Origin of the sequence: Sulfurivirga caldicuralii (genome assembly GCF_900141795.1) — a bacterium.
GTDB lineage: Bacteria > Pseudomonadota > Gammaproteobacteria > Thiomicrospirales > Thiomicrospiraceae > Sulfurivirga > Sulfurivirga caldicuralii.
Window position 1 is genome coordinate 60966 of the sequence record NZ_FSRE01000002.1, and the last position, 17644, is coordinate 78609.

At 61.0% G+C, this 17644-nt stretch carries 16 protein-coding genes; 11 read left to right on the plus strand and 5 right to left on the minus strand.

Features of this window, described 5'->3' with window-relative positions:
- Window positions 1-29 precede the first annotated feature (29 nt).
- The 10 genes from BUQ81_RS03420 (at window position 30) to BUQ81_RS03465 (ending at window position 11344) form a co-directional block, all read left to right on the plus strand.
- Window positions 30-833 carry an aminotransferase class IV gene (locus tag BUQ81_RS03420; RefSeq protein ID WP_159432258.1) on the plus strand — a complete coding sequence of 268 codons (804 nt, stop codon included), beginning with the start codon at window positions 30-32 and terminating at the stop codon, window positions 831-833.
- 3 nt (window positions 834-836) lie between these two features.
- Window positions 837-1844, plus strand: coding sequence for an endolytic transglycosylase MltG (gene mltG, locus BUQ81_RS03425; RefSeq protein WP_074201004.1), 1008 nt, complete (start codon window positions 837-839; stop codon window positions 1842-1844).
- Window positions 1841-2458, plus strand: coding sequence for a dTMP kinase (tmk, locus tag BUQ81_RS03430; protein ID WP_074201005.1), 618 nt, complete (start codon window positions 1841-1843; stop codon window positions 2456-2458). Before mltG ends, tmk begins: the two co-directional genes overlap by 4 nt.
- Window positions 2455-3354 carry a DNA polymerase III subunit delta' gene (gene holB, locus BUQ81_RS03435; RefSeq protein WP_074201006.1) on the plus strand — a complete coding sequence of 300 codons (900 nt, stop codon included), beginning with the start codon at window positions 2455-2457 and terminating at the stop codon, window positions 3352-3354. Before tmk ends, holB begins: the two co-directional genes overlap by 4 nt.
- Entirely contained in the window at window positions 3351-4133 is a 783-nt protein-coding gene (locus BUQ81_RS03440) for a TatD family hydrolase (RefSeq protein ID WP_074201007.1), read from the plus strand. Before holB ends, BUQ81_RS03440 begins: the two co-directional genes overlap by 4 nt.
- A complete protein-coding gene (locus BUQ81_RS03445; RefSeq protein ID WP_074201008.1) occupies window positions 4130-5917 on the plus strand; it encodes an ABC transporter ATP-binding protein in 1788 nt (595 codons plus the stop codon). The genes BUQ81_RS03440 and BUQ81_RS03445 overlap by 4 nt, the downstream gene beginning before the upstream one ends.
- Window positions 5918-6035: 118 nt before the next feature.
- Entirely contained in the window at window positions 6036-7115 is a 1080-nt protein-coding gene (locus BUQ81_RS03450; RefSeq protein ID WP_074201009.1) for an HlyD family secretion protein, read from the plus strand.
- Window positions 7108-9057, plus strand: coding sequence for an ATP-binding cassette domain-containing protein (locus tag BUQ81_RS03455; RefSeq protein ID WP_200770545.1), 1950 nt, complete (start codon window positions 7108-7110; stop codon window positions 9055-9057). The genes BUQ81_RS03450 and BUQ81_RS03455 overlap by 8 nt, the downstream gene beginning before the upstream one ends.
- A complete protein-coding gene (locus BUQ81_RS03460; protein WP_074201011.1) occupies window positions 9054-10208 on the plus strand; it encodes an ABC transporter permease in 1155 nt (384 codons plus the stop codon). The genes BUQ81_RS03455 and BUQ81_RS03460 overlap by 4 nt, the downstream gene beginning before the upstream one ends.
- Window positions 10208-11344: an ABC transporter permease gene (locus BUQ81_RS03465; RefSeq protein ID WP_074201012.1), complete on the plus strand. Its 1137-nt coding sequence runs from the start codon at window positions 10208-10210 to the stop codon at window positions 11342-11344. The genes BUQ81_RS03460 and BUQ81_RS03465 overlap by 1 nt, the downstream gene beginning before the upstream one ends.
- An 89-nt stretch (window positions 11345-11433) precedes the next feature.
- Here BUQ81_RS03465 and BUQ81_RS03470 read toward each other — a convergent pair whose 3' ends face one another.
- Genes BUQ81_RS03470 through BUQ81_RS03480 form a run of 3 tightly spaced genes read right to left on the minus strand, consistent with a single transcriptional unit; the run spans window position 11434 to window position 14506 of the window.
- Window positions 11434-11907, minus strand: a complete 474-nt coding sequence (locus BUQ81_RS03470) for a copper chaperone PCu(A)C (RefSeq protein ID WP_074201013.1) — start codon at window positions 11905-11907, stop codon at window positions 11434-11436.
- Window positions 11904-12521, minus strand: a complete 618-nt coding sequence (locus BUQ81_RS03475; protein ID WP_074201014.1) for an SCO family protein — start codon at window positions 12519-12521, stop codon at window positions 11904-11906. The genes BUQ81_RS03470 and BUQ81_RS03475 overlap by 4 nt, the downstream gene beginning before the upstream one ends.
- An 11-nt stretch (window positions 12522-12532) precedes the next feature.
- On the minus strand, window positions 12533-14506 hold the full coding sequence (locus tag BUQ81_RS03480) for a TonB-dependent receptor domain-containing protein (protein WP_074201015.1): 1974 nt from the start codon (window positions 14504-14506) through the stop codon (window positions 12533-12535).
- 153 nt (window positions 14507-14659) lie between these two features.
- Between BUQ81_RS03480 and ilvA the strand changes: the two genes are divergently transcribed.
- On the plus strand, window positions 14660-16189 hold the full coding sequence (ilvA, locus tag BUQ81_RS03485) for a threonine ammonia-lyase, biosynthetic (RefSeq protein ID WP_074201016.1): 1530 nt from the start codon (window positions 14660-14662) through the stop codon (window positions 16187-16189).
- Between the two features lie 300 nt (window positions 16190-16489).
- Here ilvA and BUQ81_RS03490 read toward each other — a convergent pair whose 3' ends face one another.
- Both BUQ81_RS03490 and BUQ81_RS08715 read right to left on the minus strand, forming a co-directional pair.
- Window positions 16490-17095: a 5-formyltetrahydrofolate cyclo-ligase gene (locus tag BUQ81_RS03490; protein WP_159432259.1), complete on the minus strand. Its 606-nt coding sequence runs from the start codon at window positions 17093-17095 to the stop codon at window positions 16490-16492.
- A gap of 216 nt (window positions 17096-17311) precedes the next feature.
- On the minus strand, window positions 17312-17623 hold the full coding sequence (locus tag BUQ81_RS08715) for a cell division protein ZapA (protein ID WP_074201018.1): 312 nt from the start codon (window positions 17621-17623) through the stop codon (window positions 17312-17314).
- Between the last annotated feature and the right edge of the window lie 21 nt (window positions 17624-17644).

Genomic DNA, 17644 nt, shown 5'->3' on the forward strand with positions numbered 1-17644 from the left:
GCTGGCTGAACGGCAAAAAAGCGTCGAGCTTGAGCCTATGGGATCGGGGGCTTCACTATGGTGATGGTTTTTTTACTACCATCCGTGTTGAACAGGGTGCGCTGCTGAATTGGTCAGCGCATAAGCAGCGCATCATTCAATCCCTGAAGGCGATGCATATGCCGCCTGCCAATGCGGTCTGGCTCGAAGCCGATCTGAAAACCATTCTGCCGCAATTGAAAAAAGGATCGGGCGTTTTGAAATGCATTCTGACCCGCGGCGAGATGGGAGGGCGGGGCTATCGACCGCCTCAGTCCCCGAAACTGACGCGGCTGGTGATGTTTCAGTCCGGTCTGCCCAGGGCCTCAACCGAGGCGCTGACGCTGACAATCAGCTCTGTGCTCTGGCCGACGCCCGATGTCTATCCGGGTATCAAGCACCTGAATCGCCTTGCGCAGGTGGAGGCTTTGCGAGTTCTGCCAGAAAATGCGCCGGAGGCGTTGATGCTGGATGCGAAACAGAATGTGGTCAGTGGCGTTGCCTCGGCTGTGGTCGCCAAGCTGGGGCGGACGCTCTATCTGCCGGAGCTGAGCGAAGCGGGTGTGGAAAGCACGACCGTTTTTGCCTTGCGTCAGTGTGCCCAGGTGCTGGGGTATCAGGTTCATACCATCCCCCTCTCTCTGGGACGGGTGATGCATATGGATGGTCTGGCACTGGCTAATGCGGTCAGGCTGCTGCAGCCGGTTGGTGCGGTGAAAGGGGGCATCGAGAAGCGGTTTGAAACGCAGGCGTGGGCGCCTCTGGCTGATATCCTGCACGATTTCATCACAGAAACGGCCTGGCGTGAGGCATAACGGATGGTGATCAGGCGCAAGGTGCTCTTGCTGGGCGGCGCAGGGCTGCTTGTTTTTACTGCTTTGGCTCTGAGTGTATACCTCTACAATCTGTATCGCCACCCGCTCCTGCCAGTTGCTCAGGGACAGGTGCTGGCCGTGGCACCGACGGTGCATGGAACATTGAAACGTCTGCACGACGCAGGCCTGCGCAGTCCGACCCTGTTTCGCCTCTATCTGAGCTGGCAGGGCCTGGATCGCCGCATACAGCCCGGCGAGATCCGCCTCGATAGCCAATGGACCATGGCGCAACTGGCACAGGCGCTGGTCAGCGGGCCCCGCGTCCAGTATCGAGTGACCCTGATTCCGGGCATGCGCTTCCGGGAAGCACTGCAGGCTATCCAGCACGCAGAAAAGGTCAAGGTGACGCTCACGGATGCGAAAGCCATCGCAGCGCTGCCCGAACGGCTGGGGAGCGACAAGCCCATGGAAGGGCAGCTGTTGCCGGAAACCTATTTTTATACCGCCGGCACCAGCGATTTCGAGCTGGTCAAGCGTGCCTACGAGGCATTGTGGCGCTATCTCAATGCGGCCTGGCCCAGGCGGGATGCGGATCTGCCGCTGAAAACGCCTTACGAAGCACTGATTCTGGCCTCCATCGTGGAAAAGGAGACGGGGCGTGCCGATGAGCGCACCCAAATTGCCGGTGTGTTTATCCGCCGCCTGAAAAAGGGCATGCGCCTGCAGTCGGATCCAACGACGATTTATGGACTGGGCGAGGCGTTTGACGGCAATCTGACCCGTGCCGACCTGCGCCGCAAAACCCCGTACAATACCTATCGCATCAACGGGCTGCCGCCCACTCCCATCGCTCTGGCGAGCAAGGCCAGTATCGATGCGGTGTTGCATCCGGCACCCGGCAAGGCACTCTATTTTGTTGCCAAGGGGGACGGCAGTCACGAATTTTCCAACACGCTCAGGGAACACAATCGAGCTGTGCAACGCTATCAGTTGAAAAGGTCACATCGGTGAGTCGCTTTCTGGTTCTGGAAGGCGTGGAAGGTGGGGGCAAGTCCACCGCGCAGCAGTTCATCGCTGACTGGCTGCGCGCCCGTGGCAAGGCGGTGCTGACCACCCGCGAGCCCGGTGGCACCCCCATCGGCGAGCAGATCCGCGCCATTCTGCTGGATCCGGCCAATGCGGCCATGACGGTAGATACCGAAGCGCTGCTCATGTTCGCCGCCCGTGCCCAGCATGTGGAGGAAAAGATCAAGCCGGCACTGACGGCCGGGCAGTGGGTGGTGTCGGACCGCTTTGTGGACGCCAGCTATGCCTATCAGGGCGTAGGACGTGGGATGCCCTTCGAGCGTCTTGATGCCCTGGCCGACTGGACGCTGCAGGGATTCCATGCCGACATGACCTTCATCTTTGACCTGCCGCCGGAAGTGGGACTGGCACGCGTAGCCGCCCGGGGCGAAGGACACGACCGTTTTGAGCAGGAAAAGCTGGACTTTTTTGAGCGCGTACGCGAAGCCTACCTGCAGCGTGCGGCGCTGGCACCGCAACGCTATGCCATTATCGATGCCAGTCAATCCGTGGAGGACGTGCAGGCACAGCTGGTACAGGTACTGGAGAGACTGCTGTGAACCTGCCGTGGCTTGAGCCCATTCTTACTCAGTGGCAGGCGGTGCAGCCGGCCCCGCAGAATACGCTGCTACACGGGCCTGCCGGCATGGGCGGGGTTGAACTGATGGAGGCGATGGCGCGCCAGCTGTTGTGTCCGCAGGGCGGCTGCGGCACGTGCCCGGCCTGTGCCATGCTTGACGCCGGCACCCACCCCGACCTGCTGCGCTGCACGCCGGAGCAGGGCAAGAAGGACATTCGCGTCGAAACCATTCGCGATCTGAACACCTGGGTGTATGAAGCAGCGCATCAGAGCGGCGCCAAGGTGGTGCTGCTGTGGCCGGCTGAAGCCATGAACCGCTCGGCCGCCAATGCACTGCTGAAAACGCTGGAAGAGCCGCCGCAGGATACTCACTTCATTCTACTGACTCACCAGCTGGGTGCGCTGCTGCCTACCATTCGCAGCCGCTGCCAGCTGTGGCGCCTGCCACGTCCGGATGCAGCGACAGCGCTTGCGTGGCTGCAGCAGGCGATGCCGCAGGCAGAGCCTGAGCAACTGCAGACGGCGCTGGCAATTCACCACGGCATGCCATTGGCCGCCCGGGCATGGCTGGAAAACGAGGGCTGGAAAAGCTATCAGGCGTGGCGAGAGCAGATGAACGGCCTGCGCCGTGGTCAGAAGACGTTGGTGGACGTGGCCGAGGCGTGGTCCAAATGGGATGTGCCGCAGCAGGCGCTGGATTATTTTGAAATGTGGTGCACGCGCCAGCTGCACGCCCGCCCGCACGACATGGCGTTGCATGGGCTCTATACCGCCATTCAGGAGGCGCGCACGGCACTGGCCGGAAACGCCAATGTGCAGCTGACCCTCGAGCGAGTGCTCATTCACTACCTGTATCCGCAAGAGGTGGACGCATGAGAATTACCGACAGCCATTGTCATCTGAACACCATTCCCAAAAAGGCCGGAACGGTGGACGAAATCATTGCCCAGGCAGCCGAGCTGGACGTGACTCGCATGCTCTGCGTTGCCATTGAGCCAGCGCGCTGGCATGAGGTGATCGACATCGCCGAGCGATTCGACAATGTCTATGCCACTGTGGGTATTCATCCCACCACCGATCCGGCGGTGCAGCTGGACGAAACCCGTTTTCGCGAGCTGGCTGCCCACCCCAAGGTGATCGGCGTGGGTGAAATCGGACTGGATTACTTCCACTTCAAGCCGGAAAAGGAGGATCTGAGCTGGCAGCACGAACGTTTCCGCCAGCAGATCCGGCTGGCGAAGGAAGTAAATCTGCCCATCATCATCCACACGCGTGAATCCACGCCGGACCTGCTCGACATTATGGAAGAGGAGGACGCGGATGCCGTAGGGGGCATCATGCACTGTTTCGTGGAGGATCTGGCCACCGCACAGCGGGCCATGGACATGGGCTTCTATATTTCCTTTTCCGGCATCCTTACCTTTAGCAGTGCAAAGGATCTGCAGGAAGTGGCGAAAGAGATCCCGGCAGAGCGGTTGCTGGTGGAAACCGACAGCCCCTATCTGGCGCCGGTGCCCTACCGCGGCAAGGTCAACCTGCCCGGCTACACCCGCTATGTGGTGGAAAAACTGGCCGAGCTGCGAGGTGAAGCGGCGCAAGCCATTGCCGAACAGACCTGGCAGAACTTCAACACCCTGTTTGGTTTGAGTGAATGAAACCCTATACCTGGTGGCGCATTTGGCAGCTGGTCAAGTCGCACCGACGTGAACTGATTATCGCCAATGTCATTGCGCTGGCGGCGGCGCTGGCTGCGGTGCCCGTGCCACTGCTCATTCCGCTGCTGGTGGACGAGGTGCTGCTGAATCAGCCCGGAACGCTGGTGGGGTGGATGAGTCAGCTGTTCCCCCCTGAGTGGCACGGGCCGGTGCTCTACATCGGTTTTATTACCCTGGTGACCATCGCGCTGCGTCTGGCAGGGCTGGGGCTGGGCATCTGGCAGAACCGCAACTTCACCCTTATCGGCAAGGATGTCACCTGGAAGATTCGTCAGGACCTGCTGGCGCGGCTGCGGCATGTCTCCATGGATGCCTATACGCGGCTGGGCTCCGGCTCCGTCAGCGCCACGCTGGTGAACGACGTCAATACGCTGGACGACTTTATCAGCACGACCATCAGCAAGCTGATCGTGGCGGTGCTGTCGCTCGTCGGCGTGTCGGCGGTGCTGCTGTGGCTCAACTGGCAGCTGGCGCTGTTCATTCTGCTGCTGAACCCGGTGGTGATCTATTTCACCATTGCGCTGGGGCGCAAGGTGCGCGAGCTGAAAAAACGCGAAAACACGGCGCTGGAGCTGTTTCAGCAGGCCGTGACTGAAACCCTGGATGCGCTGCAGCAGATTCGTGCAGCAGGCAAGGAGCAACGCTTTTTTGACCGCCTGACGCTGCTGGCCCGCCAGGTGCGTGACTCCGCCGGGCAGTTCGTGTGGAAGTCGGATGCGGCAAGCCGGCTGTCTTTCATGGTGTTTCTGATCGGCTTTGATCTGTTTCGCATGCTCGGCATGCTGATGGTGCTGTGGTCGGATCTCACCATCGGCGAGATGATGGCCATCTTCGGTTATCTGTGGTTCATGATGGGGCCGGTGCAGGAAATCCTTTCCATTCAGTACGCCTATGCGGCGGCATCCGGCGCCCTGCAGCGCATCAACAGCGTGCTGGCGCTGGAACAGGAGCCGGAACCTGAGGGCCATGAAAATCCTTTCCAACGGTTGCCGGTCGGTATTCGCGTGGAGAACCTGACCTTCGCCTATGGTGACAACGAGCCGGTGCTGCGGGATCTGAGCTTTTCCATCGCGCCAGGTGAAAAGGTGGCGTTTGTGGGTGCATCGGGCGGCGGCAAGACGACACTGGTCAATCTGATGCTGGGCTTCTATACGCCCCAGTCGGGTTGCATCTGCTACAACGACGTGCCACTTGCGCGCATTGACCGTCAGCTGCTGCGCCAGAAGGTGGCGGTGGTCCTGCAGCAGCCGGTGCTGTTCGATGAAACGGTGCGCTTCAACCTCACGCTGGGCGAGGCGCTATCGGACGCGCAGCTATGGCAGGCGCTGGAAATGGCACAGGCGGCCGACTTCGTGCGCGAACTGCCGGACGGGCTGGAAACCCGCGTGGGCCGCAATGGCATCACCCTGTCCGGCGGCCAGCGCCAGCGCATCGCCATTGCCCGCATGATTCTGCAGGACCCGGCCGTTGTCATCATGGATGAGGCTACCTCGGCACTGGATGCGCAAACCGAGCGCCGCCTCTACGATGCGCTGGCGCCGTGGCTGGAAAGCCGCACGGCGCTCATCGTCGCCCACCGTCTCACCTCCGTGCTGCAGGCCGAGCGCATTATCGTCTTCGAAGACGGCCGCATCGTGGAGCATGGCGACCACGCCGGTCTGCTGCGCCAGCAGGGCACCTACTGGCGTCTGTACGGCACCCTGGCGAAATCAACCTCGTTCTGATCGCGCGCCGTTTCCGACCATACCCCCTGTTGCGACCGTCCGATGTGTTCTTGAGCGGACGTGCGCAGGAGGCTGTCGTATACTGACTTGAAAACACCTTGGTTGTGAAGGGGGCTTTATGAAGGCACGCTGGTGGGCTCTTGCGCTCGTTGTGGTGGCACTCTCTGGTGCAGGCTGGCAGTATTGGCATCTGCACGCCGAGCAGCAGGATGACAGCACGCTGCTGCTGAACGGTCGTATCGAGGGCGATCATCTGCTGGCCGCGGCCAAGCAGCCGGGCAGGGTGGTGGAACTGACCCGCCAGGAAGGCGAGGCGGTGAAAAAGGGGCAGGTGCTGGCGCGGCTGGACGACCGTCAGATTCGCAGCCGGGTGACGCAGGCGGCGTCGGCCTGGCATGCGGCGCAGGCGCAGTACGCGTCGGCGCAGACTGCCCTTGAAGTGCTGAAAAAGAGCGTCCCCCTTCAGGTGGAAACGGCGCAGGCAGCACTGAGCCATGCCGAGGCGCAGGCCAGCGCAGCGCAGGCGCAGCACGATCAGGCCAGGCGGGAGGCGGCGCGTCTTGCCGTGCTATATCGCAAGAAGCAGATAAGTCGCGATGCGCTGGAAAAGGCGCAGCTGGCGGAAAAGACCGCTCGAGCCCAGTGGCAGGTGGCGCAGGCTGCGGTGATTCAGACGCAAAAGGCCCTGAACGAGGCCAGGCTGGGCTATGAGCGCATCAGAAGCGAGGAGGCAAAGGTGAACGCGGCCCATGCGGCCATGCTGCAGGCCCATGCCGCGCTGGAAGAAGCCATGAGTGTGCTGGAGGACATGACCATTCGTGCACCCGGTGACGGTACCATCGTGCGGCGCCTCGCGCATGTGGGCGAGGTGCTGCCGGCCGGCTCGGTGCTGTATGAAATCGTCGATCTGGACGCGCTCTATTTTCAGGGCTATATCCCGGAGAAGGCACTGGGGCGTATTCAGCTAGGCAGCATCGCCCGCGTGAAGGTGGACGCCCTGCCCGGGCAGAGTGAAGAGGCGGTGCTGCGATTCATGAATCAGCAGGCAGAATTTACCCCCAAGGAAATCCAGACCCCGGATGAACGCATCAAGCAGGTATTCGCTGCCAGGTTTTACCTGAAGCGTAATCCTGGCCACCATTATCTGCCGGGCATGCCGGCGGATGCAGAGGTGCCACTTGCTGGCGGGCATGAGTGACGTAGCAGCGCCCTCCGCAAAGATGGCGAGTGGCCAGACAGGCGCCATGGATTCTCAGCAGTCCGCCGCCATGATTCGCCTGCAGGGCGTGGTCAAGCGCTATCGAAAGACGACTGCGCTGCGAGGCGTTGACCTCACGGTGGCACGGGGGCAGCTGTTCGGGCTGATCGGCCCGGACGGGGCGGGAAAAAGCTCGCTGATGCACATTGTCGCCGGTGTGCTCGCGCAGGATGCCGGTGAGGTTGTTGTCAATGGCGTGGCCATCCGCGACGAGCGCAGCGCCGAGGCGGTCAAGGCGCAACTGGGCCTGATGCCGCAGGGGTTGGGGCTCAACCTGTATCCCACCCTCAGCGTCGAGGAAAACCTGCGTTTCTTTGCCGATCTGCACGCCATCCCGCCTGAAGTGGTCAGTCAGCGCATTGAGCAGCTGCTGGCCATGACGCAGATGTCCCGCTTTCGCGATCGCCGCATGCAGCATCTCTCCGGCGGCATGAAGCAAAAGCTGGGGTTGATGTGCACCCTGATCCATGAACCCCAACTGATTATCCTCGACGAGCCCACTACCGGCGTGGATCCCATCTCCCGTCAGGCCTTCTGGGAGCTGCTCAATCAGCTGGTGCGCGAGCGCGCTCTGACTGCACTGGTGTCCACGGCTTACATGGATGAAGCGGCACGCTTCGATACGCTTGCACTCATGCACGATGGCCTGATCCTGGAGCAGGGTCCGCCCGATTCTCTTGCAGCCGGTCAGGCGGCGACGGTGCTCTGGTTCTCGGCCGCAGCACGGGATACGTTGCGTCCTTGTTTGCAGGATTTTTCTGCCATGCGTTTGCGTATGGAAGCCGGTCAACTGCGTGCCTGGCTGCCACAGACACAACGGGAGGCGCTGGTGCAGAAGCTGGACAGTCCGCCCGTACGAGAGACACCGCCCACACTGGAGGACCTGTTCATGGCAGCGGTCGGCGCGCCCCATGACCTGACCTTTGACTGGGCACCCCCACCGCCGGCGTCGGCTCCAGTGGAAATACGGGCCGATGGGCTGGTGCGTCGCTTTGGCGACTTTACCGCCGTGGATCATGTCTCTCTGCAGGTCCGCGCTGGAGAAATCTTTGGTCTGCTGGGCGCCAATGGGGCTGGCAAAAGTACGCTGATTCGCATGTTGACGGGGATTCTGCTGCCTACCGCAGGCAGCGGGGAGGTGGCCGGTCAGCCACTGGGCAAGGCCGCCCGGCAGGTCCGCCAGCGCATCGGCTACATGTCGCAGCAGTTTTCCCTCTATCCGCAGCTCTCCGTGCTGGAAAATCTCCGGTTGTTTGGACGCATTTATGGTTTGCGCCGCAGACAACTGCAGCAGCGCATCGAATGGGGGCTGGACTGGACAGGCCTGGTAACGGATAAAAACGAGGCGGCAGGCCGCCTGCCACTGGGAAAACGTCAGCGGCTGGCACTGCTTGCAGCTATCCTGCATGAGCCGGAAGTGCTGTTTCTGGATGAGCCCACGTCCGGCGTCGATCCTTTGGGGCGGCAGCAGTTCTGGGGGCTGCTGCACACGCTGGTGCGCAAAGAGGGTGTCGCACTGCTGGTCACGACCCATGCCATGAACGAAGCGGAAAATTGCCACAATCTGGCCCTGATGCGCCAGGGCAGGGTGGTGGCCAGCGGTTCGCCCCGGCAGTTGCGCAGTACGGTGCGCAGCCGCTTCGGAGAGGTATATGCCCTGCGTGTGGACGATACCGCTCGGGCGCTGGCGACATTGCGGCAACGGGGCTGGCTGGCGTTCGCGCAGGGGCGCGAGGTGCACGTGTTTGTGGCCGGGGATGACGCATCCCTTGGTCGGCTCAAGGCCCAATTGGACGAGGCGGGGTGTGTGATCAGTGCCATTGAACGCGTGGAACCCACCATGGAAGAGGTGTTCGTGAGCATGATCGAGGGAACAGCATGAACCTGCGCCATATTCGCGCCTTGGCGCTGAAGGAGTCCCGCGAGATTCTGCGCGATCGCATTTATCTGGCGCTGGCCTTTCTGGTGCCCGTTCTGATGATGGTCGTGCTGGGTCATGGACTGGTGCTGGAGGTACGCCATGTGCCCATGGCGGTGTGGAATCAGGACAAGGGGCCACTGAGCCGCGATTTCGTGGATCGCTTTCGCCTGAGCGAGTATTTTGACTATCGTGGTGAACTGACGGGCGATCAGGCCGTGGAGCAGGCGCTCAAGCGCGGCGATGTGCGCTTTGTGCTCATCGTGCCGCCACATTTTTCCGAGCGGTTGTCCCGTGGTCTGACGGCACCGGTGCAGACGCTGATCGACGGCCAGTTTACCTACCATGCCCGCGTTGCCAGCGGCTATGTGCAGGCGATTACGGCGCGCTTCAATCAGGATCGTATTCAGGACTGGCTGGTACGGCGTGAGGGGCTGCCGCCGCAGCGGGTTCAGCAGCAGCTGAGCCCGGTGAAGCTTGAGGTGCGCTACCTTTACAATCAGGCACTCAAGAGTGAGTGGTCCATTGCGCCGGGTTTGATCATGCTGATCATGCTCATGGCGCCAGCCCTGCTGACCGCGCTGGGTGTGGTGCGCGAAAAGGAGAGCGGTTCCATCTTCAATTTCTACGCCTCCAACGTGCGCCGTGTGGATTTTCTCATCGGCAAGCTGTTGCCTTATGTGGCCATCTCCGCGATTAACCTGCTGGTGCTCACCGCCATGGCCCTGTGGGTGTATGGAGCGCCCTTCAAGGGCAGCGCGAGTGTGTATGCGGTAGCCAGCCTGCTGTACATTTTCGCGGCCGGCGGGATTGGCCTGCTGGTCTCCGTGCTGGTGCGCAGTCAGGCGGCGGCCGCGCTGATTACCATGCTGGGCACCATGATCCCAGGGTTCATGTTCTCCGGTCTGATGATGCCCATCAGCGCCATGAGCCCCGAAGCGCAGCGCGAAGCGCATCTGTTTCCCGCCATGCACGATCTTGAGGTGGTATGGGGCGTGTTTCTGAAAGGACAGGGCTGGGACTTTCTCTGGCCGCAGGTGGCCCTGATCGGGCTTTACGCCGTGGTGGTTCTGACGCTGGCGTGGGTTCTGTTTCACAAGCGGGTGAAGCGATAATGTGGTGGCGTCAGCTGGCGGCACTGTGGTTCAAGGAGCTGCGCACGCTCTATCGCGACCCCTTTCTGCTGCTGGCGATAATCTGGTTCTTTACCGCCGAGATCTATATCGCCGGCACCGGCATTCGCCTGGAACTCAACAAGGCGCCCATGGGTGTGGTCATGGAAGAGAGCAGTGCCCCGGCGCGCGAGTGGCTGGCGGCGTTTCACCGCCCATGGTTCGATGTGCAGGGATCGGTCTTAGACATGCAGACGGGGCAGGCGCTGCTGGATTCCGGCAAACTGATGCAGGTGGTGGATCTGCCGCCGCGGCTGGACGAAGCCCTGTGGCGTGGACAGCCGGTGGCCATTCAGGTTTTCATGGATGGGAGCAATGTCACCCTGGGGAGCCTGATGGCCAGCTATACCCAGCAGATTCATGCACGTTACAACACCGAGCAGATGCTGGAAAAACTGCACCGCAGTGCCGCGCAGCCATTGCCGGTGCCCCAGGTGGACAACCGCGTGCGCCTGCGCTTCAACGAAAACAACGAGGACAGCTGGTTCATGTCGGTGACGGAGCTGTTCATGGTGATCACCGTGCTGGGCATGCTGCTGCCGGCTGCGCTGGCGGTGCGCGAAAAGGAGCGCGGTACCATTGAGCAGCTGCTGGTGACGCCGCTGGATACGACGCAGATCATGCTCGCCAAGATATTCGCCGTCATTCTGGTGATTCTGCTCGGGGTGACCATCAGCCTGTTCTGTGTGATCGTGCCGCTGATCGGCGCGCCGCTACGGGGCGATCTGGGGCTGTTTTACGCCAGCGTGGCACTGTATGCCTTCAGCATCTGTGGGGTGGGATTGTTTATTGCCACGCTGGCGCGCAATCTGGGGCAGGTGATGCTGCTTACCTTCATGCTGATTCTGCCCATGCTGCTGCTAAGCGGGGCGTGGACGCCGCCAGAGGCCATGCCCGCCTGGGAGCGGGCTCTGATGGCGTTTACACCGCTGTATCACTTCAATATTATCGGCAACAGCATCCTATTCAAGGCGGCGACCCTGGCTGAACTGAAAACCCACCTGCTGGCGCTGGCTGCCATCGGTTTGGTGCTGTTTTCCTTCGGCGCGTGGCGTTTCCGTCGCCAATTTGCCGTCTGAGCGGCCTTTTCGCCACGTTTTTGCAGTGTGCAAAAAAAGGGGGCGCCGAAAAAGTCGGGGACCCCCTTGTCCATTAGGGCTTTTGCGCCTTAGTGGTGATACATTTTCATGCCCATGCCGGCGTGAATCATTTTCACCGGTGCTGTCACCTGCTTGGTGCTGCCGTCCTTGAATGTTAGTGTCAGGTGAACGGTGTCACCCGGCTTGAGCGGATGCTTCAGGTTGATGAGCATGATGTGGTAGCCACCGGGCTGCAGGGGGGTGGCCTTGTGAGCCGGCAGGTCAATCTTTTCTACCGGGCGCATCATCATCATGCCGTTCTTGTGAATGTGCGTGTGCAGTTCGGTCACCCTGGCGACGTCCGAATCGGCACCCACCAGCGCGGTGTCATGGTCGCTGGTGTTTTTCAACACCATAAAGGCGGCACTGGCCGCTGCTGTGGGTGGAACAGCGCGGGCATAGGGATTGATGACCTTCACATGATCTGCATCGGCGGCGTGTACTTGCGCGAACAGAGAGGCAGTGGCCAGCATGCTGGCGCCAAACAGGGTCTTCAGGTTCATGGTGTGGCTCCTTTCAGGGTCTTGTTATACAGGTCGGTAACGGCCTGCTGGAAGGCTTTCGGTGAGGTGCCATGGGGCAGTTGCGTGACCAGCTTGCCATCGGGATCGATCAAGTAGGTAAAGGCGGAGTGATCCACCAGATAGCCAATGGAGGCTTCCTTGACCGGTACCTTCCTGTACACGGCACCATAGCGATGAGCGATCTCTTTCAGCGTTTTGGGATCGCCGGTCAGGCCGATAATGTGCGCATTGAAAAAGTCCGTGTAGGCTTTCAGGCGCTCCGGCGTATCCCGCTCGGGATCAACGGAGACAAAAATGATCTGGGTCTTGTCGCGGATTTCAGGCGGCAGATTGCGCCATGCCACGGACAGGTTGCCCAGGTTCGTGGGGCAGATGTCCGGGCAGAAGGTGTAGCCAAAATAGAGCAGCACGATCTTGCCCTTAAAGTCGTGCAGACTCACCGGGCCATTGGCGCTCTGCAGGGTGAAGTCGCCGCCGGGGGGCGGACCAGACAGCACGGCATGACCTTCGCTGTGGCCACGCTGCCAGGCAAAGTAGCCGGCAGCTACTGCCGCCAGCAGCACGACAAGAATGGCCCAGACACTTTTGCGCATGGCGAAATCCCTTAGAATCTGGCGCTGATTTTAGCCCATACGCTACGGCCGGGTTCGTTCACCTGATAGCTGGTGCCCTGGGTGGGATCCATCTTGCGGTTCAGATAGTCGGCATAGGCGTGATCGAACACATTGTCCACGCCTGCGGCCAGCGCCCAGGTGCGGTTGATGCGCCAGTCGGCATAGAGGTCGAGGGTGGCCCAGCCGGGCGTCTTGCCGGTTTCATCCGGCGAAAGCGGATCGATATCCGACTTGTCTGTAGCCCAGTTGATCCGAGCACCATAGCGCCACGCTCCCTGCTCGCGGGAGAGCTCCGCAAAGCCGTGCCACGGGGCGATACCGGCCAGATTGCGGTGGTCGCTGTCATTGTAGCCGTAGGTATAGGTGGCGCTGACAGTCAGGTCGGTGCGGCTGTCCAGGGCCCAGTCGCCGGTCAGCGTGGCCCCGCGCAGCTGAGCATTTTTATTGACATAAATAACGCGGCCATCATTTGCAGCCACGCTGGCCTGGTTCACTGCCCTGTCCTTGAGGATATAGTCGTCCACCCAGTCAGCCCACAGGTGTGCCTGCCACAAGGCGGCCAGCGCCCTGCCGGACAGATCCCACTGAATCTGACGGTGGTTTTCCGCCTTCAGGTTCGGGTTCCCCACCCATGATTTGGCAGCGGCGCTTTTGGCCATATAGCGCTCGGTGGCATCGGGGGTGCGCCAGGTGCTCGAAAGGGTCCACTGACTGGTCCAGCTGCCCAGGCGGTGCTTCCAGCCTGCCAGCAGGTTGGTGTGGATGTCGTCGTGCTTGATGTCGGGGGTGGTGCCATAGGTGCTTTGATAGAGTGAGCGAGGCGTTCCGCTGGCCACGGCCCTATCTGCATCCTTGGCATCGGTGTGGATCTGATCCACGCGGGCGCCGAGCTTGAGCGTGCCGGCAGAGAAGGGGTGCGTCATTTCCGCAAAGGCACTGCGGCGTTCGTAGCGGGTATCCGGCCACATGAGCGACAGCGCTGCACCGTTGGCGGCATTTTCAAAGGTGGCGTTTTTCTTTTCGTAACGGGCGTCCACGCCATAGGTGAGCTGGGCAGGCCCGAACTGGCTGTGCAGGGTCAGGATGCCGCCGGTGGTATCGGTGTTGGTTGGCGTGCGCCGCTTCATCATTGGGTTAGCAGTACGCAGGGAGTAGTTGTCCATCAGATGATCGACGCTGGTGTGGTACAGCTCGACCTTGCCACCGTTCCAGGCATAGCCTGCGCTGAGACGGTTGGCTTCGGAGTAGGGAGAGTCCATCTTGGCACCGGGATAAAGCGCATCCTCGATGCGGCTGCGTTCGGCGCTGACGGTGGCGACACCGGAACCGATGCGCACGCCTGCCTTGGCACCGAAGGCTTTGCTTTCGTATTCGGCCTTGACGGTGTCACCGTTGCCATCCGTGTAGTTGTTCGCCTGGGTGTGGTTGCCAAAGACACGCAGTGTCGCGCGATCACCAGCCGCATTGACATTGACAGCCTCACTGTCCTGAATTAAATGGGATTTTTTTACACTTGCGCGACCATGGATGCCGGGCGTCCAGTCGAGCTTGCGTTCAAGCAGCAGCGTGCCGCCGCTGGCGTTGTCCACGGGGCGGGTCAAGGTGGTGATGCCCAGCAGCGCAGTAACGGTATCGCTGCTTTCCAGATCCATGTAGCTGGTGGCCGGGTCCATGCGGTTGGGGCAGCCGGAAGCGATTTCGGCCCCATCAAGGCTCACGCGCACGCGGCTCGCCTTTTGACCATGCACCACCGGGTCAATGCCGTGGCCACCCATGCGGCTGCCCTCCACACCGGGCAGCTGTCGCAGCAGATCGCCCGTTTCACCCCTGGCGCTGTCGGTTAGCAGTTCGGCAGGCAGTGTTTCGGCTGTGGCCGTATCTTCCACCTGGATGGGGGCGAGGGTTTCTGCGTGAAGGGGCAGGGCGGCGGTTAGTGCGGCAGCAATGAGGGTCTTGCGGTACATGGTTGTGCTCCTTGTAGATGATGTTTCGCATATCTTAGGCAAAAGCCGAAATGGAACCCTGACGCAACCCTTGAAAAACTGGCTGAATTGTTACGAAACCCTTACGCACGCGTTAAAATGCGGGTCAATTGACTTAACCTGGACGATACCCCCATGCCTCAGGAATTGCTGCGTCGCGTGCTCTCCGTGCCGGTTTACGATGTGGCCACGGAAACGCCGTTTGAAAAGGCGCCGCTATTGAGCCGTCGGCTCAAGAATGACGTCTGGCTGAAGCGTGAAGACCTGCAGCCGGTGTTCTCCTTCAAGCTGCGCGGCGCCTACAACAAGATGGTGCACCTGACCGAAGCGCAGAAGGAGGCGGGGGTCATCGCCGCCTCTGCTGGCAACCATGCGCAGGGGGTGGCACTGGCCGCGAGCCGCATGGGCATTGATGCGGTGATCGTCATGCCGCGCACCACGCCACCGATCAAGGTGAATGCGGTGCGACGCATGGGGGGTAATGTGGTGTTGGCGGGCGATACCTATGATGAGGCTGCAGCCCATGCGCGCCAGCTGGCTGAAGACAATGGTTATACCTTTATTCATCCCTATGACGATCTGGATGTGATCGCCGGGCAGGGCACAATTGGTCTGGAAATGCTGCGTCAGAAGCGCAGTCCACTGGATGCGGTGTTTATTCCGGTGGGCGGCGGTGGGCTCATTGCCGGTGTGGCGGCCGTATTCAAGCAGGTCTGTCCCAATACACGCATTATTGGTGTGGAGCCGGAGGATGCGGCCTGCCTGACCGAAGCGCTCAAGGCAGGTGAGCGCGTGGTACTGGATCAGGTGGGGCTGTTCGCCGATGGTGTGGCGGTGGCGCAGGTGGGTGAGCTGCCGTTTCAGTTCGCGCAGCAGTGTGTGGACGAGATGGTGACCGTCAATACCGATGAGATTTGTGCGGCCATCAAGGATATTTTTGAAGACACCCGCGCCATCGCCGAGCCGGCGGGCGCGCTGGCGCTGGCCGGATTGAAAAAGTGGCTGCAGCAGGACGAAGCGCGCCAGGGTATGCAGCTGTCCGCCATTGTCAGTGGTGCCAACATGAACTTCGACCGCCTGCGCCATATTTCCGAACGCACCGAGCTGGGCGAGAAGAAAGAGGCGATTTTTGCCGTCACCATCGATGAGCGCCCGGGCAGCTTCAAGCGCTTCTGCGAACTGCTGGGACCACGACGCATGATCACGGAATTCAATTACCGCTATGCGGATCCCAAGCAGGCAGTTGTGTTCGTCGGGGTGCGCACCGAGCAGGGCGAAAGCGAGAAGGAAGAGATTATCGAACAGCTGCGTGCCCACGACTATCCCGTGGTGGACATGTCCGACAACGAGCTGGCCAAGCTGCACCTGCGCCACATGGTGGGCGGCCATGCCCACGGGGTGAAGAACGAGGTGGTCTATCGCTTCGAGTTTCCGGAGCGGCCCGGCGCGCTGCTGCAATTTCTCAGCCACATGAGCGAGGAGTGGAACATCAGTCTGTTCCACTACCGCAATCACGGTGCTGCCTATGGGCGTGTGTTGGTGGGTGTGCAGGTGCCGCCTGAACAGCGACAGGATTTCGAGATGTATCTGGAAAGCCTGGGCTACCCGTTCGTTAATGAACAGAACAACCTCGGCTATCAGCTGTTCCTGTGCCCGACCGACTGATTGGCTTGGCGGATTCCACAGTAGAAAGCCGTGGCCGCAAGAGCAGAGCAGATCCAGTGCGCTGCATTGAGAAGGGTGGCGTGTAGATCCAATCCGTCGGAAAGGCGGGTTATTCCTCCTCTTGCTCTGCCTGCTGCTGCATCCTTTATTGCCAGGCTGTGTCTGACCAGACCCTCCGTGATAGTGTGATCGCCTCGGCTTGAACCTGAAAGAGTGCGGCCCGGCATGCCGCGAGCCATTCCGGAAAACCATGTGGTGATTGACCTGGCATGAGACGTGCGCAATGCGGTGTGGAATGGTTCAGTTTTTGTGCGTAAAGCGTTGCACGCCGTTTTCCGTTATCACACCATTCAGTGACACATCCCACGGCTGCGCCGGCAGTGCACCCACCTGCTGAAAGGCGTAGGCCCACCCTATCAGGAGGGGGGTCCCCGACTTTTTTCGCGTGCCAATTTTTCGGCATGCAAAGGTGCGGTCGTAGTAGCCGCCTCCCATGCCCAGACGTTGCCCCTGGGCATCGAAGGCTACCAGTGGGGTGATGACCACATCCAGTTGACACCCGTGGCGATACTGGCGGTTGATGGGCTCGAGAATGCCGTAACGGTTGGGCTTGAGCGGTTCATCTGGTGTCCAGTGCGCAAACAGCATGGGATGGGGGAGCGGCTGCGCCAACACGGGCAGATAGAGTTGATGGCCGCGGGCATGCAGTGCCGCAATCAGCGGTTCGGTGGGTAGCTCACCATCGCTGGAGAGAAAAACGCCTACATGCGCCTTGCGTTGCAGCCAGGGCGCACGCAACAGATGATGGGTCGCACGGTTTGCAGCTTCGAGACGCTGTTTGGAGGAGAGCATGTTGCGCTGCTTGCGCAGGGTCTGGCGCAATGTGCGCAGGTTAGATGCATTCACGACAGGACTCATGGGGCAGGAAAGGGGGCAGATCGGTCGCCCTTGGTCCCTGAACCCATAGGTTCAGGTGGCGGTCTCGAACATGGGCTTAGGCTGCCCGGACGAAAGCGGGCGGCTCACCACCCATGCCTCTGACCCCTAGATCATCGATCATCGGCACAGGGGCACTCGGACGAACCGATCTGCACTTTCATTATAGACCCTTTGGAAGGGCGTTCAAGCGCTATCGCTGCGCCTTTCCGGCGTGTCCGGTACATCCAGCGACATGGAAAGCTGTTGCATGACCTGTTCCAGGGTCTTGTCCACCTGCCGTGTGGTGGCGCGGCTGCGTTCCTTGACCAGCAGCAGGTCATAGGCCAGGTTCAGTGCCACCGTCAGTGCGCGCAGTTCCCCGGTGCGCCCCGGGGCTTCCTGAAGCTTTCTGTCCACCAGCGTGGCCGCTTCGATGAGGCGTGCTTCGTCCTCGGGTGCGACCGGCACGCGGAAGGTGTGGTTGTTGAGAATGATATCCAGCGTTTTCTGGCTCATGGGCATGAGTCCTGTGCAGCG